Annotated in this window: 26 protein-coding genes and 1 tRNA gene; 17 read left to right on the top strand and 10 right to left on the bottom strand. The window is 44.8% G+C overall.

What is annotated here, in order from left to right; translation table 11 throughout:
• The first annotated feature begins 3 nt into the window (after positions 1-3).
• The 3 genes from bla to folB all read left to right on the top strand — a co-directional run bounded on the left by bla (position 4) and on the right by folB (position 2,319).
• The gene (gene bla / locus ABDK00_RS09955) at positions 4-855 is read left to right on the top strand and encodes a subclass B3 metallo-beta-lactamase (protein ID WP_425474798.1); all 852 of its coding nucleotides are present in this window, start codon (positions 4-6) and stop codon (positions 853-855) included.
• Between the two features lie 102 nt (positions 856-957).
• On the top strand, positions 958-1,902 hold the full coding sequence (gene trxB, locus ABDK00_RS09950) for a thioredoxin-disulfide reductase (RefSeq protein ID WP_346239047.1): 945 nt from the start codon (positions 958-960) through the stop codon (positions 1,900-1,902).
• A 60-nt stretch (positions 1,903-1,962) separates the two neighbouring features.
• On the top strand, positions 1,963-2,319 hold the full coding sequence (gene folB / locus ABDK00_RS09945; protein WP_346239046.1) for a dihydroneopterin aldolase: 357 nt from the start codon (positions 1,963-1,965) through the stop codon (positions 2,317-2,319).
• Position 2,320: 1 nt separating this feature from the next.
• Here folB and ABDK00_RS09940 read toward each other — a convergent pair whose 3' ends face one another.
• On the bottom strand, positions 2,321-2,806 hold the full coding sequence (locus tag ABDK00_RS09940) for a cytidine deaminase (RefSeq protein WP_346239045.1): 486 nt from the start codon (positions 2,804-2,806) through the stop codon (positions 2,321-2,323).
• Between the two features lie 206 nt (positions 2,807-3,012).
• Here ABDK00_RS09940 and ABDK00_RS09935 point away from each other — a divergent pair, with 206 nt between their 5' ends.
• The 5 genes from ABDK00_RS09935 to ABDK00_RS09915 all read left to right on the top strand — a co-directional run bounded on the left by ABDK00_RS09935 (position 3,013) and on the right by ABDK00_RS09915 (position 6,903).
• The gene (locus ABDK00_RS09935) at positions 3,013-3,882 is read left to right on the top strand and encodes a 3-keto-disaccharide hydrolase (RefSeq protein ID WP_428400322.1); all 870 of its coding nucleotides are present in this window, start codon (positions 3,013-3,015) and stop codon (positions 3,880-3,882) included.
• 53 nt (positions 3,883-3,935) lie between these two features.
• Positions 3,936-4,007: transfer RNA gene (locus ABDK00_RS09930), tRNA-Met, on the top strand.
• A 186-nt stretch (positions 4,008-4,193) separates the two neighbouring features.
• On the top strand, positions 4,194-5,066 hold the full coding sequence (era, locus tag ABDK00_RS09925; RefSeq protein WP_346239043.1) for a GTPase Era: 873 nt from the start codon (positions 4,194-4,196) through the stop codon (positions 5,064-5,066).
• A gap of 141 nt (positions 5,067-5,207) precedes the next feature.
• Complete coding sequence (der, locus tag ABDK00_RS09920; protein WP_346239042.1) at positions 5,208-6,518, top strand: ribosome biogenesis GTPase Der; 1,311 nt, start codon at positions 5,208-5,210, stop codon at positions 6,516-6,518.
• A gap of 37 nt (positions 6,519-6,555) precedes the next feature.
• Positions 6,556-6,903 (top strand): hypothetical protein, encoded by a 348-nt coding sequence (locus ABDK00_RS09915; RefSeq protein WP_346239041.1) that lies wholly within the window; start codon positions 6,556-6,558, stop codon positions 6,901-6,903.
• Positions 6,904-7,020: 117 nt separating this feature from the next.
• Here ABDK00_RS09915 and ABDK00_RS09910 read toward each other — a convergent pair whose 3' ends face one another.
• The 4 genes from ABDK00_RS09910 to ABDK00_RS09895 form a co-directional block, all read right to left on the bottom strand.
• Positions 7,021-7,776 (bottom strand): zinc ribbon domain-containing protein, encoded by a 756-nt coding sequence (locus tag ABDK00_RS09910; RefSeq protein WP_346239040.1) that lies wholly within the window; start codon positions 7,774-7,776, stop codon positions 7,021-7,023.
• 44 nt (positions 7,777-7,820) lie between these two features.
• Positions 7,821-8,918: a Nif3-like dinuclear metal center hexameric protein gene (locus ABDK00_RS09905; protein ID WP_346239039.1), complete on the bottom strand. Its 1,098-nt coding sequence runs from the start codon at positions 8,916-8,918 to the stop codon at positions 7,821-7,823.
• A gap of 118 nt (positions 8,919-9,036) precedes the next feature.
• Positions 9,037-11,367, bottom strand: a complete 2,331-nt coding sequence (locus tag ABDK00_RS09900; RefSeq protein WP_346239037.1) for a hypothetical protein — start codon at positions 11,365-11,367, stop codon at positions 9,037-9,039.
• Positions 11,368-11,467: 100 nt separating this feature from the next.
• Positions 11,468-13,849: a hypothetical protein gene (locus ABDK00_RS09895; RefSeq protein WP_346239036.1), complete on the bottom strand. Its 2,382-nt coding sequence runs from the start codon at positions 13,847-13,849 to the stop codon at positions 11,468-11,470.
• Between the two features lie 198 nt (positions 13,850-14,047).
• Between ABDK00_RS09895 and ABDK00_RS09890 the strand changes: the two genes are divergently transcribed.
• From ABDK00_RS09890 to ABDK00_RS09870, 5 genes are all read left to right on the top strand, one after another.
• The gene (locus tag ABDK00_RS09890) at positions 14,048-14,596 is read left to right on the top strand and encodes a nucleotide exchange factor GrpE (protein ID WP_346239035.1); all 549 of its coding nucleotides are present in this window, start codon (positions 14,048-14,050) and stop codon (positions 14,594-14,596) included.
• A gap of 72 nt (positions 14,597-14,668) precedes the next feature.
• Positions 14,669-15,829, top strand: coding sequence for a molecular chaperone DnaJ (gene dnaJ / locus ABDK00_RS09885; protein WP_346239034.1), 1,161 nt, complete (start codon positions 14,669-14,671; stop codon positions 15,827-15,829).
• 112 nt (positions 15,830-15,941) lie between these two features.
• Positions 15,942-16,706 carry an SDR family oxidoreductase gene (locus ABDK00_RS09880; protein ID WP_346239033.1) on the top strand — a complete coding sequence of 255 codons (765 nt, stop codon included), beginning with the start codon at positions 15,942-15,944 and terminating at the stop codon, positions 16,704-16,706.
• Between the two features lie 119 nt (positions 16,707-16,825).
• Complete coding sequence (locus tag ABDK00_RS09875; protein WP_346239032.1) at positions 16,826-17,680, top strand: fumarylacetoacetate hydrolase family protein; 855 nt, start codon at positions 16,826-16,828, stop codon at positions 17,678-17,680.
• A gap of 93 nt (positions 17,681-17,773) precedes the next feature.
• Positions 17,774-18,610: an amidohydrolase family protein gene (locus ABDK00_RS09870; protein WP_346239030.1), complete on the top strand. Its 837-nt coding sequence runs from the start codon at positions 17,774-17,776 to the stop codon at positions 18,608-18,610.
• 80 nt (positions 18,611-18,690) lie between these two features.
• On the opposite strand, the gene ABDK00_RS09865 is transcribed toward ABDK00_RS09870, so the two are convergent.
• From ABDK00_RS09865 to recN, 4 genes are all read right to left on the bottom strand, one after another.
• Positions 18,691-19,509 (bottom strand): enoyl-ACP reductase FabI, encoded by an 819-nt coding sequence (locus tag ABDK00_RS09865; protein WP_346239029.1) that lies wholly within the window; start codon positions 19,507-19,509, stop codon positions 18,691-18,693.
• An 85-nt stretch (positions 19,510-19,594) separates the two neighbouring features.
• Positions 19,595-20,380, bottom strand: a complete 786-nt coding sequence (locus tag ABDK00_RS09860; RefSeq protein WP_346239028.1) for a phosphatase PAP2 family protein — start codon at positions 20,378-20,380, stop codon at positions 19,595-19,597.
• 54 nt (positions 20,381-20,434) lie between these two features.
• Complete coding sequence (locus ABDK00_RS09855; protein ID WP_346239027.1) at positions 20,435-20,647, bottom strand: hypothetical protein; 213 nt, start codon at positions 20,645-20,647, stop codon at positions 20,435-20,437.
• A 9-nt stretch (positions 20,648-20,656) separates the two neighbouring features.
• The gene (gene recN / locus ABDK00_RS09850; protein WP_346239026.1) at positions 20,657-22,312 is read right to left on the bottom strand and encodes a DNA repair protein RecN; all 1,656 of its coding nucleotides are present in this window, start codon (positions 22,310-22,312) and stop codon (positions 20,657-20,659) included.
• 71 nt (positions 22,313-22,383) lie between these two features.
• On the opposite strand from recN, the gene ABDK00_RS09845 reads away from it, so the two are divergent.
• From ABDK00_RS09845 to ABDK00_RS09830, 4 genes are all read left to right on the top strand, one after another.
• The gene (locus ABDK00_RS09845; RefSeq protein ID WP_346239025.1) at positions 22,384-22,812 is read left to right on the top strand and encodes a hypothetical protein; all 429 of its coding nucleotides are present in this window, start codon (positions 22,384-22,386) and stop codon (positions 22,810-22,812) included.
• Positions 22,813-22,875: 63 nt separating this feature from the next.
• Complete coding sequence (gene aroQ, locus ABDK00_RS09840) at positions 22,876-23,301, top strand: type II 3-dehydroquinate dehydratase (protein ID WP_346239024.1); 426 nt, start codon at positions 22,876-22,878, stop codon at positions 23,299-23,301.
• 25 nt (positions 23,302-23,326) lie between these two features.
• Positions 23,327-24,571, top strand: a complete 1,245-nt coding sequence (locus ABDK00_RS09835; protein WP_346239023.1) for an MFS transporter — start codon at positions 23,327-23,329, stop codon at positions 24,569-24,571.
• Positions 24,558-25,400 (top strand): DUF922 domain-containing protein, encoded by an 843-nt coding sequence (locus tag ABDK00_RS09830; RefSeq protein WP_346239021.1) that lies wholly within the window; start codon positions 24,558-24,560, stop codon positions 25,398-25,400. The genes ABDK00_RS09835 and ABDK00_RS09830 overlap by 14 nt, the downstream gene beginning before the upstream one ends.
• Positions 25,401-25,423: 23 nt before the next feature.
• On the opposite strand, the gene ABDK00_RS09825 is transcribed toward ABDK00_RS09830, so the two are convergent.
• The gene (locus ABDK00_RS09825; RefSeq protein WP_346239020.1) at positions 25,424-26,407 is read right to left on the bottom strand and encodes a glycosyltransferase family 9 protein; all 984 of its coding nucleotides are present in this window, start codon (positions 26,405-26,407) and stop codon (positions 25,424-25,426) included.
• Positions 26,408-26,430 lie beyond the last annotated feature (23 nt).

The raw sequence follows: 26,430 nt of genomic DNA, 5'->3' as shown, positions 1-26,430 counted from the left end.
TTCGTGAAAAAATATATAGTTATCTGTTTTTTGTTATGCTGCTCGCTTTTAAACGCTCAACAAGTGAAGGAGCCTGGAAATAATCCGGAAGAATGGTCAAAGCCTTATGAACCGTTTCGAATCGTGGGTAATCTTTACTATGTGGGCACTTACGATCTGGCCAGTTATCTCGTGGTAACAAATAAAGGAAGCATGCTGATCAATACGGGCCTCGCAGGTTCTCTGCCGCGAATTAAAAGCAATATTGAAAAGCTTGGGTTTAAATATGAGGATGTAAAAATATTGCTTACCAACCAGGCCCATTATGATCATGTTGGAGCGCTGGCTGAAATAAAAAGACAAACCGGCGCCAGATTCTATGCAAATGCCGCAGATGCAAGTGTGTTGAAAGACGGCGGAAAATCAGATTATGAACTAAGTCATCTCGGACAAGCCTTCAGGCCTGTAGAGCCAGACAAACTGCTGAAAGATCGAGATACAATTCAGCTTGGAACGACGCAACTTACTATGTTGCATCACCCGGGCCATACCAAAGGCTCCTGTAGCTATTTGTTGGATGTAACGGAAGCGGGCAAAACCTATAAAGTACTTATTGCAAATATTCCGACAATCATTACCGACCGGCCTTTTGCGCAAATAGCGGAATACCCTTCGATCAAAAAAGATTATACGTACACTTTTGAAGCCATGAAAAAACTGAAGTTTGATATTTGGCTCGCGGCTCATGCCAGCCAGTTTGATTTGCATGAGAAACGAAGTCCAAACACGCCTTATAACCCGGGCCTATTCGTCGATCCAAAAGGGTATCAGCAAGCGCTTCAAAACGCGGAAGATAGGTTTATAAAGCATCCCTGATCAAATAAAAACCCAACCATTGTCGCGGCCCTAAAACCTGCGATGAAAAGGCTGCTAAACCTTTTCCCTCTATTTTTGTAATTATTCAAATCTTAATTATTTATGGCAGACGAGAACATAGAAAGAATTCATTGTTTAATTATAGGATCAGGGCCTGCTGGTTATACGGCGGCCATTTATGCGGCAAGGGCGAATCTGAAACCCGTTTTATACCAGGGCATACAGCCGGGCGGACAATTGACGATAACCACAGAAGTGGAGAATTATCCTGGCTATGCGGATGGTATCCAGGGCCCGGAAATGATGATTGATTTCGAAAAACAAGCCAAACGTATGGGTGCTGATATTCGCTTTGGTACGGCTACTAAAGTGGATTTTTCGGGGCATCCGCATAAAGTGTGGATCGATGATGAGAAAATGATCGAAGCAGATGCGGTGATCATCTCAACCGGCGCTTCTGCCAAATGGCTGGGCCTGCCGAGCGAAGAAAAATTAAATGGCTTTGGCGTGAGCGCCTGCGCCGTTTGCGATGGCTTTTTCTTCAAAGGAAAAGAAGCAGCGATTGTGGGAGCGGGCGACACGGCAGCAGAAGAAGCGCTTTATCTTTCAAAAATTGTAACCAATGTGCACATGCTGGTGCGCAAGGACGAAATGAGAGCCAGTAAAGTAATGCAGGATCGCGTGTTTAATACGCCTAATATTAAAGTGTATTTCAACACCGAAGCTGAGGAAATATTGGGCGATAATAAAGTAACCGGCGTGCGTATTAAAAACAATCAAACCCAGGAACTGAGCGAAATTCCCATCAGTGCTTTTTTTGTGGCGATCGGTCATCAGCCCAATTCTCAAATTTTTAAAGACTTTTTGGAAATGGATGAAACCGGTTATATAAAAACCATTCCGGGTACTTCCAAAACCAATATTGAAGGCGTTTTTGCAGCAGGAGATGTGCAGGATAAAATCTATCGTCAAGCCGTAACTGCCGCGGGCAGTGGTTGTATGGCCGCATTAGACGCCGAACGGTATTTGGGAGAAAAAGGACTATAAAAACCATTTTAAAAAATGTCCCCCGAAATGGGGGCTTTTTTATGAAATAAAATCGCTAAAATGCTAATAACACTTCATCTCGAAAAACTACAGTTCTTCGCACAACATGGCCTGTATGAAGAAGAGAAAAAACTGGGGAATGAATTTGAGCTAAACATTTGGCTTTCTTTTCATACTACGCAAACGGTTATTACCGACCTGGATGAAACGATCAACTATGCCGAGGTATATGAACTGGCAAAGGCAGCAATGTTGCAGCCCCGTGAATTGCTCGAAACCTTTCTTTCCGACCTCGCGGAAAAGCTGAAAACCCGGTTTCCGCAGCTGGTAAAAATAAAAATGAGTTTATATAAGCTGCAAATGCCTTTAGCCAATTTTCAGGGGAAAATCGGAGTAGAAATCGAGAAAGAATATTGATTTATAAAAGATGGCCGCTGCCAAAAGCCAATGGCAACAAGTGTTTTACAGTGTCAATTATATATACCGGCCCTTCAGCGCCAGCCAGCAAGAGACGTATGGGATGGTTGACCCTTGCCTCATACTCTAATAAACTTTGCCGGCACATGCCACACGGCGAGATAGGCGTGTTACTTTTTTCATTTTGCGGCTGATATGTGATAGCGATCGTTCTTATAATTTCGTTAGGATATTGCGTGCCCACGGCGGCAAGTAAACTGCGCTCTGCGCAAATGCCCACGGGGTAAGATGCGTTTTCCTGGTTAGTGCCCCGCACCATGGCGCCGTTGGCCAGTAGCGCCACGCTTGCCACATGAAACTTAGAATATGGCGCATATGCCACAGCAGTCAGCTGTCTCGCTTGCTGCAACAGGTCGGCATCGGCAGCATCAAGTTCGTTGATATGCGCTGCTATTTTAAAACTAAAATGGTGATTCTTTTCCGTCATGATGTAAAATTATCAATGCTATGGAGTTATTTGCCAGGCTTGCAAAAGAAAGCTGTTAGCATTTAATGCTATTAAAGATACTATTGTTATGTTCACGTGCACTAAAAATTTATATTTGTACCATTCAAAAACATAAAAAAATTCTCATGTTTAAAAAAGTAGTTGTATTTGCTATTGCCGGTTTAATCAGCGTAAATCTATGGGCTATGAAACAAGAAGACCTCATTGGAAGATGGGATATAACAATGAATAAAGACGGGCAGGAAAAACCATCCTGGCTGGAAGTTAAACTATCCGGAATCAAGACCCTGGTGGGCTATTTCGTAGGCGACGATGGCAGCGCCCGCCCGGTTTCCGAAGTGAAATTTGATAATGGAAAATTTTCTTTTGCCATCCCGCCCCAATGGCAGTCAGAGCCTAACGACCTGGTGGTAGAAGGGGAACTAACAAGTAGCGGGCTGAAAGGCACTATGGTTTATCCCAATGGGAAAAAGTATAACTGGACAGGCGTAAAAGCTCCTTATCTAAAAAGAACGAAAGCGCCGGTGTGGGGCACGCCGATAAAATTATTCAATGGCAAAGACCTTACCGGTTGGAAAGCTGTAGGTGCCGAAAATCAATGGGTGGTGAAAGACGGCATTTTAACCAGCCCCAAGTCCGGCGCGAACCTAATTTCTGAAAAGAAATTCGAAGATTTCAAGCTCCATGTAGAGTTTCGCTACCAAAAAGGCAGCAACAGCGGGGTGTACCTGCGTGGCCGCTATGAATTGCAGATTTTGGACAACGATAAGTCTGAGCATCCTTCCAACGTGTTGTTCAGTGGCATCTACGGGTTTATTGCGCCCAGCGAAATCAATTCTAAAGGCCCTGGCGAATGGCAGACTTACGATATTACACTTATTGGCCGGATGGTAACCGTTGTGGCGAATGGCAAAACGGTGATAACCAACCAGGAAATTCCCGGCATTACAGGTGGCGCGCTCGACAGTAAAGAAGGAGAGCCCGGCCCGCTTTATTTCCAGGGAGATCATGGCCCGATCCAATTCAGAAATATTGTCATCACACCGGCAAAATAAAAAATAAATGCCCTAAGGCTTTGCTGCTTCAAAAAAACCTCGTATATTTGCATCGCGAGGTAGAGCAGCGGTAGCTCGTCGGGCTCATAACCCGAAGGTCCCAGGTTCGATCCCTGGCTTCGCAACAGAAATAAAAGGCCGTTCGCTTCAAGGTGAACGGCCTTTTTTGTTGAATTGAAGATTAGTTTATTTTTGATCCGGCCGGGAATACGTGGCGTCGGTGTTGCTACGCTCAGTTGAATTGTAGTACAAATGGCAGCCCCACTTGCTTCGAAATCCAATTAATTTAAATAATACAACGATCATAAGATTTGAAATCAGGTTTTGTAAATATCTTCGGAAGGCCCAATGCGGGCAAAAGCACTTTGCTAAATGCGCTGATGGGAGAGAAGCTCGCCATCGTGTCGCATAAAGTACAAACCACCCGGCACCGCATCAAAGCTATCCTTACCGAAAAAGACTATCAGATCATTTTTAGCGACACGCCAGGCATTATCAATCCCGAATACAAATTGCATGAAAAAATGATGCAATCTGTAAAAGGCGCGCTTGAAGATGCCGACGTGGCCTTGTTGATTGTAGATGTAAACGATGACTGGGAAACCTGTGACAGTATTTTTAGTGCGCTCAGGCTTCGGGTGCCGGCGGTGCTGGTATTGAATAAGATTGATCGGGCTTCACAGGAGCGCATCCAGGGCGCCAAAGATTTTTTCAGTGCAAAACCCTACTGTAAAAACATAGTGGCCATCTCTGCCTTAACCGGTATTAATTTTAAAAAATTCCTGCAGCCCATTCTTGAGTTATTGCCCGAAGGCGCTCCTTTTTATGAAGACGATAGCATCAGCGATCTTCCCGAAAAATTCTTTGTTAGTGAATTGATCCGGGAGAAAATCTACGAATTGGCTCAGGATGAAATCCCTTATCACACGGCCGTATTGATTAGGGAATTCAAGGAAAAGCAAACGCTGACCAAAATCGTAGCCGACATTATTGTGCATCGCGAAACGCAGAAAATGATCCTGATCGGCGAAAAAGGAAGTATGATTAAAAAAATAGGAACGATGGCGCGTGCCGATATCGAATCTTTTTTAGACAGGAAGGTATTTTTGGAGTTGTTCGTGAAAGTGAAGCCCAAATGGCGTGATAATGATTTACATTTAAGGGAATACGGCTACGGGCAGTAGTAAAAACGCAGTAGCTGCGGAGCAGCGGAAGATTAATAGCTGCAGAGCAGCGATATATCCATAGCTGCAGAGCAGCGAAATATCCATAGCTGTGGAACAGCGAAATATCCATAGCGGAAGATTAATAAAACAAAAAAATAAATGGGTTTTACATTAGCAATAGTAGGCAGGCCAAACGTGGGAAAAAGCACGTTGTTTAACAGGCTGCTCGAGCAGCGCAAAGCAATTGTAGATGACGTAAGCGGCGTGACACGCGACCGGCAATATGGCATCAGCGACTGGAATGGTAAGCCGTTCAACGTCATTGATACCGGCGGTTTTGTGCACGGCAGCGAAGATGTGTTTGAAAAGGAAATTGCCAAGCAGGTATTGATCGCAGTGGACGAAGCCGATGCCATTTTATTTATGGTCGATGCCGGAACCGGTATTACACACCTGGATGAAGAAATGGCCAATGTGCTGCGCAAAAGTGTTAAACCCGTTTTTTTAACGGTAAACAAAGTTGATAATAATGACCGGATGCTCGATGCTACAGAGTTTTATAGCATGGGTTTCGATGAAGTCTATTTTATTGCTTCGGCCAGCGGTAGCGGAACCGGCGAGTTGCTCGACGCGGTTGCAGCGCTGATTCCCGAAGAAAAAGCGGACGAGGGAGAGAAAGACGAGCTGCCCAAATTTGCTATCATCGGCCAGCCCAATGTCGGCAAATCTTCTTTGCTGAACGCTTTGGTAGGAAAGGAACGTACCATTGTGAGCGATATTGCTGGCACCACGCGCGACACGATTCACACGCATTATAATTTATTTCAGAAAGAATTCATTTTGATTGATACCGCCGGTATCCGGCGTAAAGCCCGTGTTCATGAAGACCTGGAATTTTATTCAGTAATCCGGGCGATCAAAGCGGTCGACGAGGCTGATGTTTGCTTGCTGCTGGTTGATGCCGAAAAAGGATTAACGGCGCAAGACCTGAATATTTTCAGCCTCGCAGCGAGAAAAGGAAAAGGGATTTTATTGTTGGTAAATAAATGGGACCTGATCAAAAAAGAAACCAATACGGCAAAAGAATTTGAAGAAGCTTTGAAGAAAAAGCTGGCTCCATTTAGCGACGTGCCTGTGGTATTTATTTCGGCATTAGAGAAAACCCGAATTTTCAAAGCCATGGAAACGGCATTGGAAGTTTTTGACAACCGCAAGAAGAAAGTTTCAACATCTAAATTGAACGATGTGATGTTAAAAGCTGTTCAGGCCCATCATGCGCCTGTGGTGCGCGGCCACGCGATCAAAATTAAATTTGTAACCCAGCTTCCCACGGTCGTGCCATCCTTTGCATTTTTCTGTAACTTTCCGGACGATATTAAAACGCCTTACAGGAACTATCTCGAAAACCAATTACGAAAAAATTTTAGTTTTAGTGGTGTTCCCATACGCTTGTTTTTCAGAAAAAAATAGCAGGGCGGGTGCGATTTGTTGACTTAAAAAAATAATTATGCGTAAATCAAATAGTCTATTTTCTATTGTGTTGGCCGCGGCGCTTGTTTCTTGCGAAACGGCCTCTACTGTTAAGGAATCTGAAGAGGATTCGCTCAATGCAATCGATCATACCGTAGTAGAAGCGACTCCGGAAACGGATACCACGTTGGCCGGTATCGGGGACTCGTTGAAGGCAGATATAGACAGCGCGGCGTATCGCATTAAAGAGCATACAAAAGCATTGGGCGATGCAGCCCGCCAAAAAGCCAACGAAGGGGTTGAGAAATTAAAAGAAGGGGCGCAAAAGATCAAAGAAGCGGCCCAGGCTGGCGTGGATGCGGCCAGGGATGAATTAAAAAAATAATGGGTTCACAGCATTAAATTTACGGCCGGACTATCAAAGTCTGGCTTTTTGGTTTTATGTGGGCAAAAAAAAACTCCAACCGTTTTGGGTTGAAGTTTTTTTAAAAAGATTTATCACTTATTTTACTTCGATATTGTTGTGCAGCTCTTCATCTACCAAAATACGGCCACAGTTTTCGCACGCAACAATTTTCTTGTGCTGTTTGATTTCACTTTGTTTTTGAGGAGGGATCGCGTAAAAGCATCCGCCGCAAGCGTCGCGAACGACAGGCACTACCGCAAGGCCATTGCGGAAATTTCCGCGGATTTTCTCGTAGCTCGATAACAACCTGGGTTCTACTTCCTGCTTTGCAGCTTCAGAAAGTTTTAAAAATTCTTTTTCCTCTTTTTCGTTAGAAGCGATTATTTTCTCCAGCTCAGATTTTTTCAACTCGAGCGAACCTTCTTTGGTCACGATGTTTTTCTTCGCTTTTTCTAAGAGCACAACCTTCTCGGCTATTTCTTCGTTGGCATCTTTGATATGCTTTTCAGCCAGCTTGATTTCGAGCTGCTGCATTTCAGTCTCTTTATTGATCGCTTCAAATTCGCGGTTGTTTTTTACATTCTCGCTGTCCTTCTCGTATTTTTTGATCAGCGCCTCGCTTTCTTTGATGGCATTTTTACGTTCCTCGATAAATTCTGTTACGCCATTAATTTCCTCTTCAATGCGCGTTTGCCTCGCACGTAAACCCTGAAGTTCATCTTCAAGATCTGCTACTTCCATGGGCAGTTCGCCTTTTAAGATTTTAATTTCGTCCAACTTGCTGTCTACTTTTTGCAAATTGATCAATGAACCTAACTTTTCTTCGATGGAAAATTCTTTTAATTGTGCCATATGTTTAAAATATTAATCTTTTAAAATCTTAATTTAAAACGATTCTAAAAGTACTGAACAGGATTGGTATTGATCCCTGTTTTTAGGACGGCAAAGGTAGGGAATTTTTCCTCTAAAAGATTCGACAGCAATTCGATCGTAAATTGTTCGCTTTCATAATGCCCGATGTCTGCCAAAAGAATTTGGCCATCCGCATCAAAAAACTCATGATATTTTATGTCGGAAGTTATATAAGCGTCTGATTTTGATGCTAATGCGTTCTTTAAAAGAAAGATGCCTGCACCGCCGCAAATGCTTACTTTTTTGATTGGTTTTCCTGTTGTCCGGGTATGTTTCAGCATAGAAAGCCCGAAAACGTCTTTTAGCTTTTGTAAAAATGAGATTTCGGGGATCGCATCTTTCCATTCTCCGGTGATGCCTGCTCCAATTTCCTGGTGCAGGTTATTGAGCCCGATAATCTCATAGGCCACTTCTTCGTAAGGGTGGCTGCTTTTGAGCGCGGACAATACCTGGTGCTGCAAATAAGCAGGAAACAGCATTTCCACTTTTACCTCTTTGTCTTCATGGCGCTCGCCTTTTGTTCCGTTAAAGGGATTGGCCTCCATGTTGGGCTTAAAAGATCCGGTTCCGCTGGTCTTAAAACTGCATTCACTGTAATTGCCGATATTTCCGGCCCCGGCCGCAAACACCGCGTCGGTTACGGCAGCTTCATGCGCTTCGGGCACGTAGAAATAAAGTTTGCAAAGTTGTTGGGGTTTGGGCGCGAGAATGGAAATATTTTCAAGGCCCAGCATAGCAGCTATTTTTCCGTTGACGCCGTGCAATACATGGTCCAGATTGGTATGAATGGCATAAATAGCGATATCATTTTTGATGGCTTTAATAATGGTTCTTTCCACATAGCCGCCGCCGGTGAGCTTTTTAAGCCCGCTGAAAATGATAGGGTGGTGGGCCACGATCAGGTTACATTTTTTCTCCACCGCTTCGGCAACGACTTCTTCTGTCACATCGAGGCAGCAAAGAATTGCCTGGCAAGGCCAGTCGGGGTTGCCTGTCAGTAAACCGGCATTATCATAACTTTCCTGCAACGCCCTGGGCGCAATGGTTTCTAAAAAATCGGTGACCGTTTTTATGCTCATCATATCGGTAAAACTGAGTTCGTTTTTATAAAAAAAGAATTAAACAAAGCCAGTTCCACAAACCAGTTTGCTTCAAACAAAAATAGGGATAAAAGTATGCGCAGGTTGAACCGCCAGGTATTTACTCCACTGTTTGTTCTAACATCAGGAGCCGGCCGTCCTCCGTCACGCCTTCGGCCACGATTTTGATTTTTTTGGTGCGATCTGTATTATAAAACCTGACGGGTATCTGCTGCTGTGTTGAATCGACAATTACTTCCGGCTGCCAGTCCAGCGTCAGCCGGTTATCGCGATAATCAATATCAGGTGGCGTGGCATAATCCGGACTATAAAATTCTTTTATAATACTATATCCATCATAATCGACGATATCGCCCGACCGCTCCATCTCTTCGTTCAGATCATCGCCGCGTTTGGTATAAATCGCCACCGCTGCGTTGTTGCCACGCGCACCAATAAATTGCGGATAAATTTTAATAAGCGCAATTTGATTTGGAGGAATGGAAGCGATAAAGCTGGCGTCCTGCATGCGCATTTCATCGAGGAATAATTGAACCGGCTGCCTCCGAAAATACAATTGATAGTTATCAAAAAACTGGCTGTTCCTTTGAACGGTAAGGCCGGGTACGCGGCCGATAATCCATTCAAAAATATTAAGCTGCGGAACAAACTGGCCGGTCAGGTTGATGGTTCGCGCGTTGATGTTCCCGGCAAACATGCCCGACATATATTTTTTTTCCAATTCTTCAAGCGTTAGCCTGCGGCCGGCGATATTTACATTATCCAAAAGAACACCGCTGCCGCGGTTATAGCTTGCATACGCGCTTTGCATGTTACCCGCCAGGGAAGTGTTGGTATTGGTGAAGCGCGGCGTTTGTAGCCGGGGCAGGTCGAAAGTTTGATACAGCGAATCCGTATCAAGTTTTACAGTAATGAACTTACTTTTATCGCCCATGACATCGCTGAACAGTATTTTGGCTTTGTCAAAAAACACGATGGAATCCATTTTAAAACGGCCTTCGGCATCTGTTTTAATCATTTCTATGGAACGACCCGAATCCGGCGTTGCCATCCATACAAGCAACTCGCGTTCCGCAAAATTCTTTTTGGAACCACGCACATTCACCTGTCCTGAAAGAGAAATATAGCCGGGATCTTTGTAAAGCGGCTTCTTATCTTCCTCGTTTACATTCTTCCAGTTGAACCGCCGCCAGCCATTGGTCAGCATCACCAGGTCGATCGCGCGGGGAGCGTCGGCCTGTCCACTGAAATAAAACGCAGGGTTGTGTACATAACCCGGAATGTCGCTGGTTAATAAAAAAGAAGAAATAATATTGTTTTTTCTCGGCCCGGCTTCGTTAAAATTGTCGTCGGTAACCGCCACCGAAAAATTGCCAGCCAGCGCTTCGTTAAATAAAATCGACCACTGGTTCTTACCCCTTGGTTTCATGCTAAACGCTTCTTTTTCCAAGGTGGCGTTGAGTCTATATTCCTGGTTATTAACAAAAACCAATCGCTCTGCCAGCGGCAAGCCTTCCGTATTGAAAAAAGTTAACTGTAAAACTCCTGAAGGGAGCTCGCCCGTATTCATTTCACCGCTGGTGCCGGAAACCGGTTGTTTGAACATCGTAATATGCTGCATTTGGCCGATGACATAAGCCGGAGCATACATTGGGCCGCCGGCCGATTGCCAGGTATAAGCGAGGCGATTCTCAGATGATTTTACGGAAACGGCAAGACCCGATGAAATAGGGACGGGCAAACGAAAAGTGCCGCCTTCAAAAGAGACGGAGTAAGACTTATCGCTGCGCGGAGTAAGGTTAAAGGATCCCATTCCGTCATGAAAACTCTGCAAGGTTGCAACGGTAGCGCCCGTTTCATCTTTAACCTCGGCTGTAATATTCAGCGGCAATCCGCTGGCATCTGTGGCTTTAAATGCGATGCGATTAGACACGCCGGCAAGCAGGTTGCCGCCTTCCGGGAAAAAGTTCAAATGGCTGGAACCCATACTTTGATCTTTCTTCCCTGAGTTTTTGCCATACACCCGCAGTGGCCTGCGATACAGATAGCTTTTATCATGATTTAGCATCAGCGGCGAATAGGCTCTAAAATGATAGGTGCCGGTGCTTAAGGTATCAGGCAATTCAATTTGCCCATAGGTTACGCCGTTGAAAACCGGTAATACTTTTTTGGCTAAGATGGCGCCACTGCTGTTGATAAGCTCCACAAACAACGTCGAATTTTTTTTTGAGGGCATAAAGTCGGATAAAAAATATCCTTTGAACCAACTGGTCTGGCCGGCAAAATAATCCTGGCGGTCTAAATGGAGGTATACTTTTTCAATGGGGTTTTTTTGATGCCAGCTTTGAAGACGGTCTTCAGGCAGCTGCGCCATTGAAGGTTGCAGCGCCAAAAGAGCGAGGGCGGCATATATTATTTTCAAATAGTTCATAGAGCATTGTTAAGTTACAAAAAAATCGCGGGTTAGCGCCCGCACTTCACATTTTAAATGATGCGCTTAACAACGTATTTGCACAAATGGCGTGCAAAAATCAATTTTGGCCGGGTTCAATGATTTTTTCAAACATTAACATGCGCCCGTCTTCAGTAATCCCTTCTGCAACAACCTTAACTTTTTGGGTACGGTCATTATTATAGAAAATGATGGGGATATTAGGTCGGGCAGGGCTTACAAAGTGAGACGGCTGCCAGCTCAGTGTTAAACGAATATCCGCTTTTTCGGTGTTGGGATTTTTGTCATAGTTCGGGTTATGAAATTCTTTAAAAATGGTGTACCCGTTATAAGTGATAATATCTGTTGCCGATTCCACCGATGCCGTATAATCGTCGCCCTTTTTCGTATAAATGGCCAAACCCGTGCCATTGCCCCTAACCGCAACACTTTGAGGCATCAGCTTAATCATAGCAATTTGGTTGACGGGAATTGACTCCAGCATTTGCGCGTCTGTTTGCATTTCGTCCAGAAACAAAGACACATTGCTGCCGCCGAAGCCGCCACCGCGATAGTTAAGCGTATAATTGCCGGGCGTCCCCGTGACAGACAGGCCGGGTATCCGCCCTTGTAAATACTGGAAAATATCGCCTGCAAATATTTCGTTGCGCACATCGTAAGTGCGGCTGTTAATCCCGCCGGAAAACAAACTGCTGGTGTAGCGTTCATCCAGCTTTTCGATTTCTGATTTCTGACGGACCCGCACCACTACGTTTTCCAGCGTTTTGCCCTCAGCTCTTAAATATTCATCGAGGGCGCTTTCCATTTTTTCACTACTTACCAATTGCGCCGAATCGAGCGGAAGCAGCAGCGGATCGCTTACAACCGGAAACTTGCGGCGGATAGAATCTGAAGCAAGTTTTACCTCAATAAATTTGCTTTTCTTGCCGCGGACTTCCGAGAAAAGAATGCGGTATTTGTCATAAAAGATCTGGGAATCCAATTTGAAACGACCGGTAGAGTCGGTTCTGATCAGGCCGGGCAAACCTCTTCGCTGTGTTGTGTCCATCGGCGACATCAATACAATAATGTCGGTATTGGGAAGCGTCTTTTTCCGTCCTTCAATCGTGATTTGGCCGCTCAGGTCAATATAGCCCGGATCTTTAAACGCCGGCGGCGGAAGCTTGTTTTGCGGCACGTCGGTCCATTTGAAACGAGTCCACCCATTAGTCATCATCACTAAATCCAAGGCATTGGAAGCCGCGCTATCTGTAGGATTAAAATAATAGGCTGGATTATGAACATATCCTTTGATATCGCTTTTCAACAGGAACCAGGAGTAAATATTTTGAGCCCGCCTTGCGGCGCCGTCGTAATCGGCATCTGTAACCGCTACCGAAAAATTGCCAACCACCGAGTCGGGCAATGAAATAGTGAAGCGGTTGCGCTGACGCGGCTCCATATTGAGCGTATCGGTTTGTAGCGTCACCGGTAAACGGTATTCGCGGTTGTCCACAAAGGTCAGCCGCTCGGCCAGCGGCATATAATCTTTATTGAAAACGGTAAGATGCAGGATGCCTGAAAGCAGGTCTTTGGTTGGAATGATGCCGTTGATTTCATTTTTATTCGCAAGCTCATGGGTGAAAAGAATTTCATTGTTCATTTGACCGACTAAAAAAGCCGGTTTGAAAACGTCCTTGACCTGCAGCTTTTGAATTCTGAATTGCTTTCCGCGTGCGTTATTTTTAACCATGAAAGCAATGCCATCGGCTGTTTGCGCAGGCAGCGGATACTGCCGATCGGATCCCCGCAGCGTAGCATAGTAGCTGACGCCGGCCTGAGGTATTAGGGGAAAGACGCCCATGCCGTCATGAATCGTTTTAAACTGGCAAACAAGTTCGCCTTTATCACTTTTAATTTCCCCTTCCACCTGCCAGGGCAGACCATTGGGATCGGTGGCTTTAAAAGCAACCAAATTGAGCAGGCTGGTAATCAGGTTGCCGCTTTCCGGGAAAAAGGTGATGCTGTTTTCCATTTTTACCGCCTCACGCTTTTTCTTTTTCTCTTCTCTGCCAAATACAGCCAGTTTTTTAGTGAAAACAAATCCAGGCTGGTTTAACATCAAGGGGGAATAGGCCCTTAGCAGATAATCGCCGCCGGGCAGGTCTTCCGGCAATTCAACCTGGCCTGCCGTAACAGACAGGTTTGCGGGAAAAACGTTCCTGATTAAAACTTCCTGCTGGTTATTTACCAGCTCCACATACACGGTTGAGTTTTTATGCGACGGCGCCCAGGCTGATAAAAAATACCCTTTAAACCAGATGGTCTGCCCGGCAAAATAACTGTCGCGGTCCAGATGTAGATATAACTTTTCGACAGGGTTGGTGCTACTCCAGGCAGCTAATTTGTTTTCAATGGTTTGGGAAAATAAAAGTCCGCTTAAGGCAATGCCAAACAGAAATAAAAGCAGTTTTTTTTTCATATAGATTAAATGATCTTGTGAAAATAAAATAAATGACCAAATAAAAGCACAGAAGTTTAGCGCAGACAGCTTTTTTTGTATTAAACGGACATTTTGTCCTCATTTTTTCATTGGCAATATTATTGACGTCCTTAGCTTTGCTGAAGAATCTGGCAGTGAATCGCCATTCATAGTCAAAAAATAAAATCTATACAGAGGATGAATCAAAACAATGATAATTTGTCAGAACAGGACGGGCTGAACATCAACGCAGATGAAAATTTAAGTGGAACGGAACACCTTACGGATCCGGTTGAAGAAACCCAGCTTAATGAGCTGGAAGCCGAATTGAATGAAAGTAAGGACAAATATATCCGCCTTGCCGCAGAGTTTGATAATTTCAGACGAAGAACCAGGAAAGAGCGCGAAGAATTTTCGCAGATTGCCAACAAGGATATGGTGCTAGCACTGTTAGAAGTATTGGACGACGCTGATCGCGCTATGCCACAAATAGAGGCGAGCGAAGATGAAAAATTAAAAGAGGGCATCTCTCTGGTTTTTAATAAATTAAGAAGCTCACTTCAAGCAAAAGGCCTGAAAGAAATGCAATCAAAGGGCGCTGATTTTGATCCTGACTTGCACGAGGCTATTACAGAAATACCAGCGCCTTCTGAGGATTTGGTAGGTAAAGTTGTGGATGAGGTGATCAAAGGTTATTATTTGAATGACAAGATAATACGTCATGCTAAGGTTGTTGTCGGAAAGTAATTTAATTTAAGATAGTTTTATTTAAATAATTGATTATCAAATTTAAATTATGTTTATTTCAAAATAAAATAGATGTCAAAAAGAGATTATTACGAGGTATTGAGTGTTTCCAAAACTGCTTCTGCTGAGGAGATTAAGAAATCTTACCGAAAAGTAGCGATGCAATATCATCCGGATCGAAACCCGGGTGATAAGGCTGCGGAAGAGAAATTTAAAGAGGCCGCAGAAGCCTACGAAGTTTTGAGCGATACGGACAAGCGTGCGCAATACGACCGCTTTGGCCATGCCGGGTTAAGTGGGGCCGGTCGCGGTGGTTTTGGCGGCGGTATGAATATGGATGACATCTTCAGCCAATTTGGCGACGTATTTGGCGACGATATTTTCGGCAGCTTTTTCGGTGGCGGCAGATCTCGTGGTGGCGGCCAGCGCGCCAGAGGTGTGAGAGGGAGCAATCTCCGGGTGAAATTAAAGTTAACCTATGAGGAAATTGCGAAAGGCGTTACTAAAAATATTAAAGTAAAAAAATATACTTCCTGTGACACCTGTAGTGGTAGCGGCGCTAAAGATAAAGGCAGTGTGCAAACCTGCCGCACCTGCCAGGGTAGCGGGCAGGTAAGAAGGGTGCAAAATACTTTTCTTGGTCAAATGCAGACTGTGACCACCTGTTCGGATTGTAACGGCGAGGGAACAACTATTACTGCTAAATGCTCCAATTGTAAAGGTTCCGGACGCGTGTATGGTGAAGAAACCATTACCATTGACGTGCCGGCGGGCGTTCAGGATGGCATGCAACTAAGTGTTGGCGGTAGGGGAAATGCCGGCGAACGCGGCGGCGCTTCGGGCGATTTGATTGTGTTGATTGAAGAAGAATCGCATGCGGATTTACAAAGAGAAGGTTTAAATGTAGTTTACGACCTGCATATTTCGTTTACGGATGCCGTGTTCGGTACGAATGCAGAAGTGCCGACCATTGACGGCCGCGCTAAAATAAAAATCCCACAGGGAACCCAGAGTGGTAAGATTTTCAGATTGAAAGGGAAGGGTTTTCCCAATGTGCATTCGAGCTATGAAAAAGGCGATCAGCTTATTCATGTAAGTGTATGGACGCCTCAAAATCTTAGCGACGAAGAAAAAGATACTTTGGAAAAACTCGCCGAATCGCCCAATATGAAACCGCAGCCTGAAAAAACGGAAAAAGGTTTCTTTGATAAGATCAAGGACTTATTTAATTGAATAAAACAAAAAAATTATCAAAGCTGTTACAATTTTGTAGCAGCTTTTTTTTGGTCACCGGCAGCTTTGCAATTCCATTTTAGTATCTTTCCGCGATCAAAAAGTTCACAGCATGTTTCAGTTAAAAAATAAAAAAGCGATTGTAACGGGCGGCGGCAGCGGTATAGGAAAGGCCGTATGTTTATTATTTGGAAAATCCGGCGCCCAGGTGTTTGTCGCCGACCTCAATAAAGATGCCGCAGCACAAACGGCACAAGAAATTATAAACGCCGGTGGGAACGCCACAGCGATGCCGGTAAATGTGGCCGATCAGGCCGAGGTTGTGAAAGCTTTTGCCGACGCCGGTTCTATCGATATATTGGTTAATAGCGCCGGTGTTTCGCATATTGGGAAAGTGGAGACCACTACGGCGGAAGATTTCGAGAAGGTTTTTAATGTAAATGTGAAAGGCGTCTACAACAGCCTTTTCGCGGCTATCCCATTAATGAAAGAAAAGGGTGGCGGTGTTATTTTAAATCTCGCTTCTATTGCGTCGAGTGTGGGCATTCCCGACAGGTTTGCCTACAGTATGAGCAAAGGCGCCGTGTTAGCCATGACGCTTTCTACGGCCAAGGATTATATCAAAGATAACATCCGCTGCAATTGTATTTCACCGGCCCGCGTGCATACTCCTTTTGTGGATGGATTTTTGGCCAAAAATTATCCGGGCAAAGAAGCAGAAATGTATGAAAAGCTATCGCAGACACAACCCATTGGCCGTATGGCAAAACCCGATGAAATTGCTGCCTTAATTTTATATTTATGCAGTGATGAAGCATCCTTTATTACCGGTTGTGATTATCCGATCGATGGTGGTTTCATCAAACTGAATAACTAAGGGTATTTTAAAAGTATTTACAATAGGAAATAGTCATAAACCTACTTTGCGCCCGAAAACAGGATTATAGCTGTGAGCAGCAGAAGTAAGACAACTAAAAAAGTATAAACATTTAACACATGAAACTGATCAGATTTGGCCAGGCCGGAGAAACGGGAACAGGCGTCATTATCGACGATGTAAAATACGATACCTCGGCTTTTGGCGAAGATTATAACGAGCGTTTTTTTGAAACAGGTGGCTTGGCCCGTTTGGAAAAATTTGTAAAAGATAACAAAGGAAGCCTGCCTAAAATCAACGATAACGAAAGGCTTGACAGCCCGGTGGCGCGCCCTTCAAAAATACTTTGCATAGGACTCAACTACGCAGATCATGCCAAAGAAACAGGCGCTGCGGTGCCGGCCGAGCCCGTAATTTTTATGAAGTCTACTACGTCGCTTTGCGGCCCCAATGATAATATCGTTATTCCAAGAAATTCGGTAAAAACAGATTGGGAGGTAGAACTGGCGCTGGTAATTGGAAAAAAAGCCAGCTATGTGAGCGAAGCTGAAGCGATGGACTACGTAGCCGGATATGTGTTACACAATGATGTGAGTGAGCGCGAGTTTCAGCTGGAGCGCGCCGGAACCTGGGATAAGGGTAAGGGTTGCGACACTTTTGCGCCGCTGGGGCCTTTCCTGGCGACCAAAGATGAAATTGGCGATGTAGATAACCTGCGTTTGTGGCTGAAAGTAAACGGGCAAACCATGCAGGATGGCACCACTGCTAATTTCATTTTTAAGCTGCCCTATATTATTTCTTACGTGAGCCAGTTTATGACGCTATTGCCTGGCGATGTAATTTCTACAGGAACACCCGCTGGTGTGGGCATGGGCTTTAGTCCTTCGGTTTATCTGAAACCCGGCGACGTGGTAGAATTAGGAATCGACGGATTGGGTACTTCAAGTCAGACTTGTGTTGCATGGAGTAAATAATTTTTTTCCGCCTGATAGGCGGGTTGTTTACAGGCCTTACTGGTTTAATATTAGTAAGGTCTTTTTATGGAATAACTTTTAAGCAATTAAATTATGGCGCAGACAATTGACGCTCACCAGCATTTTTGGATATTTGATCCCGTTCGCGATAGCTGGATCGATGAGCCGATGAAAGCTATTCGAAAGGATTTTTTACCCAAAAATTTAAAGCCGGTTTTAGCTGATAATGGCATCGATGGATGTGTGGTAGTACAAAGCGATCAGTCGCAGGTTGAAAATCTTTTTCAGCTTACCAATGCGATGCAGCACGACTTTGTAAAAGGAGTGGTGGGATGGGTTGATCTGCGGGCCAGAAATATTGAAGACCAATTAGCGCATTACCGTTTTTATCCGAAAATGAAAGGCTTTCGCCATGTGTTGCAGGGCGAGAAAGACAGGGCTTTGATGTTGAAACGCTCTTTTACGAATGGCATCAGCAAACTGGAAAACTATGGCTTCACATACGATATATTGATTTTTCCCGATCAGCTGAAATATGCAAAAAAGCTGGCTGCTGCCTTTCCCCACCAAAAATTTGTGATCGATCATATGGCGAAGCCTTATATAAAAGACGGCAGGATAGATGACTGGAAAAAAGATATGCAAGCCATTGCCCGGCTCCCTAATGTTTATTGCAAAATAAGCGGGATGATCACTGAAGCCGATTGGAAAAAATATAAGCCTGCCGATTTTACGCCGTATATCGATGTTGTCGTAGAAGCCTTTGGAATGAAGAGACTGATGTTTGGCAGCGATTGGCCGGTCTGTCTTGTAGCAGGATCTTATAAAAAAATGAAAGCCATTGTTGACGCGTATTTTAACACGTTCAGCGAACGCGAAAAAGCAGCTTTTTACGGGGGCAACGCTATTAAGTTTTATGGCTTATTGTAAAGAAGCACAACGTTTGTTCAGTAAATAAAAAGAGCCGGCGCTTATCAAAGTCCGGCTCTTTCTCTTTTGTAGGGTAAATATTATTCGCCACCCATAGCTTCCAAAACTTTTGGCGTTACGCCGGTAAAGCTAAAGCCGCCGTCGTGGAAAAGATTCTGCATGGTAACATACTTTGTCAGGTCGCTAAACATAACCGAAATATATTCGGCGCAAGCTTCAGCTGGTGCATTGCCCAACGGGCTCATTTTTTCCGCATAATTTATAAAACTGTCAAAGCCTTTAACACCACTACCCGCAGTTGTTGGCGTAGGAGACTGAGAAATGGTATTCACGCGCACTTTCTTTTTCTCGCCATAGTAATAACCAAACATGCGTGTAACGCTTTCCAGCAATGCTTTGGCATCGGCCATTTCATTGTAATCAGGGAACACACGCTGTGCCGCAATATAAGTAAGCGCTACCACGCTCGCGTTTTCGTTTAAGGCATCCAGGTCCCAGGCTGTTCTCAAAACCTTATGCAGGCTCATGGATGAAATATCAAATGTTTTTTGATTCCATTCATAATTCATTTCGGTATAATGTTTTCCCTTTCTCACATTTAATCCCATACCCACCGAATGCAAAATAAAATCGAGCTTGCCACCAAAATGTTCCATTGATTTTTCGAAAAGGGTTTTCAAATCGTCGAGGCTGGTGACATCCGCGCCAATAACAGGCGCATCGCCACATGCGGCTGCCAGTTGATTGATCGCACCCATGCGCAACGCTACCGGCGCATTGGTTAAAACGATTTCTGCTCCTTCTGCATAGCATTTTTGCGCGGTTTTCCAGGCAATGGATTTCTCATCAAGCGCACCAAATATGATTCCTTTTTTACCTTTTAAAAGATTATAAGCCATAGATAATTATTAGGGGGTAAATGTAAGAATGATTTTTGATTTAGGTTGGGAATTGTCGGTCGATTTGTATTTTTTAAAACGACTTTCAATAGGCGCTTAAGCGACGCTTTTTCTTCCCGATCTTATAAACAGCCTTTGTCGCGAAATAACCCAGCGCTGCGCCTAACAATATATCACTGCTCCAATGCCGTTTTTCGTACACACGCGAAAGCGCCGTTAAAGACGCAAGCGAGTAAGCAACCGGCGGAAGCCACTTTTGATCAGGAAATTCGGAGGCAAGCGTTGTTGCAATAGTGAATGCCACGGCTGCATGTGCTGACGGGAGCGAGGTGTATTTCGGTTTAGCAAAGGGCAGCGCAAACTGGAAAGGCTGATCCGTCGCATCCGGGCGTTGCCTTCTGATCAGGTTTTTGGTGACAAAAGCCATTGTCGTAGAGATCGCCATGGCCTTGCTTCCGCGCAGCCCCACACTTTGAACACGCGGGTTCCTGATCGCAAGGCCGGTAGCGTAAACAACTGGGAAAAGGGCAATGCCGTAGAAGCTGCCAACCGGTTCGACGAACTCCGCCACACCATTGGCAAATGTCGATCGATGGGTTAACGCCGCATGCCGCAGCTTTTCGTCAAAAGCCAACAGGGTGCCGGTTCCTGCTAATAGGGCTGAAAACCTGAGCCAGTCTTTTTGCTGCCAATGAGCCGGCCGCGCAGCTACGGCTACGCCATCTTTTACACCGTTAATTAAAAAATTCTGATCAAGTTTTTCTAAGGGTAATGACGTATCGGCCGATTGTTTTATAAAAAATGAGTGATGATCAGGTTTATACTGGCTGTCTGTTTGTGCTGCAGCAGTGAAAGCGCAGGGGAATTTCAAACAAATCCATATAGCGGTATAGAAAAAATATCCTTTTAACAACAGCATGAGGGTTTAAGAGGAGAGGTAATTGTAGAGCCAAACGATCGAAAAAAGCCCGGCGAAATAAATGCCTGCCATTGTCACAAAGAGCAGGAGCGCGAAAAAAATGAGGCCGAAACTACTGCGGCTTGACATCAGCTTATCGTTTAAATAACGATAGGTGTAAATGCTGCCGATCACCATAATGGCGAATACACAAAGTATGATGACAATTTTCAGGCCCATGAAGCATTTTTATCCGGCCACCATTTCCCTGGCATTTTCCAGAGCGGCCGCTGTGGGATTTTCGCCGCCCAGCATTTTAGCAATGGCGCTGATTCTTTCATCGTCATTCAACCGGCGGATATTGGTTTTCACTTGTTCTTTTTTTAGTTCTTTATACACAAAGAAATGAGCATCTGCCTTCCCCGCAATCTGCGGTTGATGGGTAATGCATATAATTTGCCGGTTGGCCGCCAGCGATTTCATGATCAATCCAACCTGCTTGGCCGCTTCGCCCGATATACCCGAATCTATCTCATCGAAAATCAAAGTGGGCATATCCATTTTTTCGGCGACCAGGCTTTTGATGCATAGCATCAATCGGCTCAGCTCACCGCCGCTCGCCACTTTGCTTACCGGCTTGAATTGCCCGCTTTTATTGGCATCAAATAAAAACTCTATTTGGTCCATACCATTTGGCGCAGGCTCTTGCGATGTTGCCGATACTTTCAGGCGCGCGTTGGGCATGCCGACCTGTGCCAGCATTTGATTGACTTTTTTTTCAAAGGCGGGCAGCTGCTTGCTACGTTGCTGGCTGATTTGCGCACCGGCAGTGAGGACTTTTTCTTTCGAAATGGCTGCCTCTTTTTTTAGTTGATTGATTTGATCATCTATATTCAAAACAGCCTGCAATTTCTCTTCGAGCTGTTTCTGGATTTCCAACAATTCGTTGGTCGACTGAACGCCATGTTTTTTTTGAAGTCGGTAACCCGCCGACATGCGCTCATTTAACTGTTCAATTTTTTCGGCATCATATTGAACACTGTCATTCAGTCTTTCCAAATCGGAAGCAATATCATCCAGCTCAATTTGGGCGCTTCGCAGGCGGTCTGTTATATCCGGCAAACCTGAATGATAACGGTTGTAACTGCTGAGCAGGTTAGTCAACCGTTTCAATTGCTGGGTGAGGGGCTGTTCGCCTTCCGAAAGCTCCGCATAAACACTGTTCAAAGTAGATTTGATTTCTTCGGCGTGGGTCAGTGTTTTTAATTCGGCATCGATGGTTTCCAGCTCATTTTCTTTCAAATCCAGCGTGGCCAGCTCATCCAATTGAAACTGGTTATAGTCGCTTTCTTTTTCGAACTGCTGCTGTTGCAATTCGAGCGCCGAAAGCTGCTTCAAAGTTTGCTTCCATTTTATAAAATCGGCGCGATAAGCGCTGAGCTTCGCTTGCGTATCTGCCAGTGCATCAATAACGTTTACCTGGAACTGGCTGTCGCTTAAAGAAAGGGTGTCAAATTGCTGATGCAGATCAACCAGTTTTTCGCTGAGTTCATGAAGCTGGCTGAGGTTCACGGGCGTGTCGTTCACAAAAGCGCGGGTTTTGCCTGCTGTAGTGATTTCACGCCGAATAAATAACTGGCCCTGCTCGTCGAGGTCATTAGCTTTCAAAAAAAGGTCAATATCTTTTTGATCCTTTGTGTCGAAAACGCCTTCAATAATACATTTCTGTTCTTTATTCACTAATGCATTGGTGTCGGCCCTCGCGCCTAAAATCAGGTTTAAAGCGCCAACAATGATTGACTTTCCCGCACCTGTTTCTCCCGTAATGATATTCATGCCCCCGGAGAAATCAATGTCCAGCGCATCAATAATTGCGTAGTTATTTATGGATAAATGTTTCAGCACGAAGCAAATTTAATGATAAGAACATTTCGCGACGACAGGAAGGTGTAAATTAGCGCCTGTAAATTATAATATTGACTCAATCTTATCATATCGAAAACGAGCAGATTACCGCAACTTTCACATCCGGCGTTGTACGCCTTCGCGCCAACGCCGCGCTGCAACGATTAATGCGTAATAATATAAAAGGGCTTTCGTCGCTGGCTTCTTTTATTTTGAGGGATTATGAGCAGTACAATCAAAAGCGCCTGGCGATAAAACCCGACTCGTTGATTGTTGAAATAGCAGGCCATGTGTACGCCTATCAGCTATTAAGATGGCTACGGCGCAAATGGCCTGCCGCGTTTTTAAAAATGTTATCACTGCGGGCCTGCACCATCGACTGCGGTGATCGGGTGAAAGACAGTAACCGCTGGTTTTGGGACTTCTTTCGGTTTATAAAGCCTTTGTTATTTGTAGTAAACCGATCAAAAAATGATGAGGATGCAATTCGTGGCAGTTAATCAAATTACAATATCTTAGCTTTTTATAGGCGCTCTATTGATTCAAAAAGAAAAAATTACAACATGACTATCGCCATTATTAATGGCCCCAACCTCAATTTATTAGGGCAAAGAGAGCCCGGGATTTACGGCTCCGACAGTTTTGAAACATTCTTCGGGCAGTTGAAGGCGCGGTATCCCGATATTAATTTTGAATATTTTCAAAGCAATGTGGAAGGCGAACTGGTAAACGCGCTGCAAAAATTCGGCGGTGTAGCGGACGGCATTGTGCTCAACCCCGCGGCTTACACGCATACTTCAGTTGCGATTGGCGATTGTATTGCCGCCATCAAAGCGCCCGTGATAGAAGTGCACATCAGCAATGTGCATGCGCGCGAAGATTTCAGGAAGCTGTCTCATGTAAGCGCCAAAGCGGCGGGCACCATCTGCGGACTTGGCCTCGACGGTTACCGGCTCGCGGTAGCCCATTTGCTTGAAAAAAAACAATAACTCTCTCTTCAATTTTTTGTTGACCATGCTTGCCGATCCCATGCATCAGAAAAAAGTATCCCTGCTCAATTTGACCGTTGTGGTGGCGGCGCTGGGTTATTTCGTAGATATTTATGACCTGCTGCTTTTTGGAATCATCCGGATTCCCAGCCTGCGCGAAATGGGGTTAACGCCCGATCAAATCACTACCGATGGAGAAAGTATTTTATCCTGGCAAATGTTTGGCTTGATGCTGGGCGGCATTTTGTGGGGAATTGTCGGCGATAAAAAGGGGAGAAGCAGTGTGCTTTTTGGCTCTATATTATTGTATTCTTTAGGCAATATCGCGAACGGTTTTGTGCAAACGGTAGAGCAATATAAGATCATCCGCTTTGTGGCCGGCATTGGGCTGGCTGGCGAATTGGGAGCGGGCATTACGTTGGTCGCAGAATTATTACCTAAAGAAAAACGGGGCATAGGAACGTCAATTGTCGCAGGATTTGGTATAACCGGGGCGGTGGCAGCTTTCTTTATAAAAGAAAACTTTCATTGGCGCACCTGTTATTTTATTGGCGGCGGATTGGGCCTGGCATTGTTGGCGCTTCGTGTGTCGGTGCTCGAATCGGGCATGTTCAAAACAATGAAAGCAAAGGCGGTTAAGCGAGGAAATATCATGATGCTGTTAAACAACCGGGACAGGCTTTTGCGCTATGTGCAAAGCATTTTGATTGGCGTGCCTACCTGGTTGGTGATCGGTATTCTTATCACTTTTAGTAAAGAATTTGCGAAAGAATTCGGTATTACCGCGGAGATTGATCCCGGCAAAGCGATTATGTTTGCCTACGCGGGCCTGGCTGTTGGCGATGTTAGCATCGGCCTCGTGAGCCAATGGCTGAAAAGCCGGAAAAAGGCCCTTTATGTTTTTTATTTTCTGACTTTTATTTTTATGATATTGTATTTTACAATACAATGGAACGGCAGCGCATTCATGATGTATTTTCTTTGCACCATGCTGGGTTTTGCTTCCGGGTTCTGGGCCATTTTTGTAACGATTGGCGCCGAGCAGTTTGGTACCAATCTACGCGCTACAGCCGCTACCACCATTCCCAATATGGTAAGAGGAACGGTTCCTCTAATGCTGATGCTGTTTCAGTTTTTGCGCGGGTTGCCCGGCGTGGGCTACGTAAATGGCGGTATTTACACTTGCGCTATCGTATTCATTTTATGCGTGATAGCAGTCATCACCTCAAAAGAAACTTTTCATAAAGATTTAAATTTTGAAGAACATTAAACCCTCCGTATTTTATGCACTAATGTTGATTGTTGTCACAGGATTATTTGCCTGCGGCGCTAAGATTACGACGAATGTCACCAACCCGCAGCCTGCCTTAGCCGATGCAGAGTTTGTCCTTGTACTTCGTCAAAGCGATGATTTTATTAATGATGGAATAAAAATTGGCGCTATCAAATCCGTGGATAACGGCTTTTCTACAAACTGTTCCTACAACGAAGTCATAGGAAAATTACGGCAACAAGCCAGAGCAAACGGAGCGAATGTTATCAAAATCACCAGGCGCATACCGCCGGATAAAAAAAGCACCTGTGAGCGCATCTATGCTGACATATATCGCGTTCCTGATTTTAGAAAACATGAACTGGAGATAGACTGGAGCGAAGGCAGAAAACTCAGTTGGGACGATTTTAAAGGCAGCGTGGGAACGATAGCCCAGAAAGTATGGTTTGGGGCAGGCACGTTGTGCGATATCGGTTATGAAAGCAATGTGCTTCATGCGTTTGCCCAGCCCAAATTTTATACCTATGCAAAATTTATCACCTTTTCGAGCTGGGTAAATCCCGCGAAGAAATCAGATTCGTTGTTAACCCATGAACAGGTTCATTTCGACATTGTCGAATTATACCGCCGGAAATTACAAGCGCAGCTGGATAGCAGCGACCTGAAATTGTCTAACGCTGAAACAAAAGCCAGGGAAATAAGCAGGGTGATATCGAAGGCCTATCACAACGAGCAAGCGGTATACGATGAAGAAACCAGGCACGGAGCAAACGCGACAAAGCAAAGGGAGTGGGAAGAGCGCATTGCGTCAGCTTTAGCCGAATAAGCGGCATCAGCCAGATGGTTGGGTTAGTCTAATTCGTTGCAGAACTGAACAATTTCTTTTTCGTTGATATCATTCATACATTTAAAATGACCCAACGGACATTTGGGCAGGCCATATTTGGAGCAGGGGCGGCAGGGAAGTTGCACGCCAGCGACCAGGTAATTGTCTATTTTATAGGGCTGAACGCCCAATAATTCCGGAACCGTACTCCCCCAAATAGACGCAATAGGAAGATTGAAAGCTTCCGCAATATGCGTCAGGCCCGTATCGAACCCAATAACGGCAGCTGCTTTTGAAACCAGGAAAACAGACTCGTCGAGGTTTGTAGCGCCACAGGCATTATAAACCTGAGCGCCAAGCCGGGCCGCCACAAAATCTCCGTTTTCTTTCACATCGTTTCCTCCCAACAAAACCACTGGCTTTTTCAGTTGCTGACAAATGGCTACAATCTTTTCATTGGGCATACGCTTGGTAAAATGCGCAGCGCCGATAATAAAGGCAATATAGTGCTGCTGATGGCTTTGGGGCAATAAATCGGTGAGTTGATATTGGTTTTTGATAAAATAATCAATGGGGCGATTATCGTTGACGACGCCCAGCGGAGCAGCCGCTTTTAAATAACGGTCTACCAAATGAACAGGCGGCACCAGTTGTTTGCGCAGTTTTAAACTTAGCCACTTGCGGATGGTTTGCTTGCGATAAGTGTAAGCCCTGATCCCCGTTCGCAGTTTGATGATGCGGGTTCTCAAATTGCTATGCAGGTCTATGATGCAGTCGTAATTTTCCTTTTTGATCTCCTTTATCGTTTCATTCAGCGAGGGCCGCAGCAACAGCAGTTTATCAATGTAGGGGTTTCCTTCATAGATATATTTAAACTGCGGTTTGGTAATAAAATGAACCTCCGTATCCGGCAGCTGCTGTTTGATACAACGGACAACCGGCGTGGTATAAATCACGTCGCCTAAGGAACTAAAACGTATGACCAATATTTTTTCAGGGCGAATCAAAATGGGGATTTATGGGTGGTTAA

This window comes from Niabella insulisoli, assembly GCF_039652435.2.
Taxonomy (GTDB): Bacteria; Bacteroidota; Bacteroidia; order Chitinophagales; family Chitinophagaceae; genus Niabella; species Niabella insulamsoli.
Note: the sequence above shows the minus strand (reverse complement) of the source record. Positions and strands in the feature narration are given on the sequence as shown.

Coding starts and splice junctions, on each gene's coding strand:
- ABDK00_RS09890 (WP_346239035.1), top strand. CDS start 14,048: ATGAATCAAAACAATGATAATTTGTCAGAACAGGACGGGCTGAACATC.
- folB (WP_346239046.1), top strand. CDS start 1,963: ATGCTAATAACACTTCATCTCGAAAAACTACAGTTCTTCGCACAACAT.
- aroQ (WP_346239024.1), top strand. CDS start 22,876: ATGACTATCGCCATTATTAATGGCCCCAACCTCAATTTATTAGGGCAA.
- trxB (WP_346239047.1), top strand. CDS start 958: ATGGCAGACGAGAACATAGAAAGAATTCATTGTTTAATTATAGGATCA.
- ABDK00_RS09865 (WP_346239029.1), bottom strand. CDS start 19,509: ATGGCTTATAATCTTTTAAAAGGTAAAAAAGGAATCATATTTGGTGCG.
- ABDK00_RS09905 (WP_346239039.1), bottom strand. CDS start 8,918: ATGATGAGCATAAAAACGGTCACCGATTTTTTAGAAACCATTGCGCCC.
- ABDK00_RS09855 (WP_346239027.1), bottom strand. CDS start 20,647: ATGGGCCTGAAAATTGTCATCATACTTTGTGTATTCGCCATTATGGTG.
- ABDK00_RS09870 (WP_346239030.1), top strand. CDS start 17,774: ATGGCGCAGACAATTGACGCTCACCAGCATTTTTGGATATTTGATCCC.
- ABDK00_RS09880 (WP_346239033.1), top strand. CDS start 15,942: ATGTTTCAGTTAAAAAATAAAAAAGCGATTGTAACGGGCGGCGGCAGC.
- ABDK00_RS09875 (WP_346239032.1), top strand. CDS start 16,826: ATGAAACTGATCAGATTTGGCCAGGCCGGAGAAACGGGAACAGGCGTC.
- der (WP_346239042.1), top strand. CDS start 5,208: ATGGGTTTTACATTAGCAATAGTAGGCAGGCCAAACGTGGGAAAAAGC.
- dnaJ (WP_346239034.1), top strand. CDS start 14,669: ATGTCAAAAAGAGATTATTACGAGGTATTGAGTGTTTCCAAAACTGCT.
- ABDK00_RS09910 (WP_346239040.1), bottom strand. CDS start 7,776: ATGGCACAATTAAAAGAATTTTCCATCGAAGAAAAGTTAGGTTCATTG.
- ABDK00_RS09915 (WP_346239041.1), top strand. CDS start 6,556: ATGCGTAAATCAAATAGTCTATTTTCTATTGTGTTGGCCGCGGCGCTT.
- ABDK00_RS09940 (WP_346239045.1), bottom strand. CDS start 2,806: ATGACGGAAAAGAATCACCATTTTAGTTTTAAAATAGCAGCGCATATC.
- ABDK00_RS09895 (WP_346239036.1), bottom strand. CDS start 13,849: ATGAAAAAAAAACTGCTTTTATTTCTGTTTGGCATTGCCTTAAGCGGA.
- ABDK00_RS09835 (WP_346239023.1), top strand. CDS start 23,327: ATGCTTGCCGATCCCATGCATCAGAAAAAAGTATCCCTGCTCAATTTG.
- ABDK00_RS09900 (WP_346239037.1), bottom strand. CDS start 11,367: ATGAACTATTTGAAAATAATATATGCCGCCCTCGCTCTTTTGGCGCTG.
- ABDK00_RS09935 (WP_428400322.1), top strand. CDS start 3,013: ATGAAACAAGAAGACCTCATTGGAAGATGGGATATAACAATGAATAAA.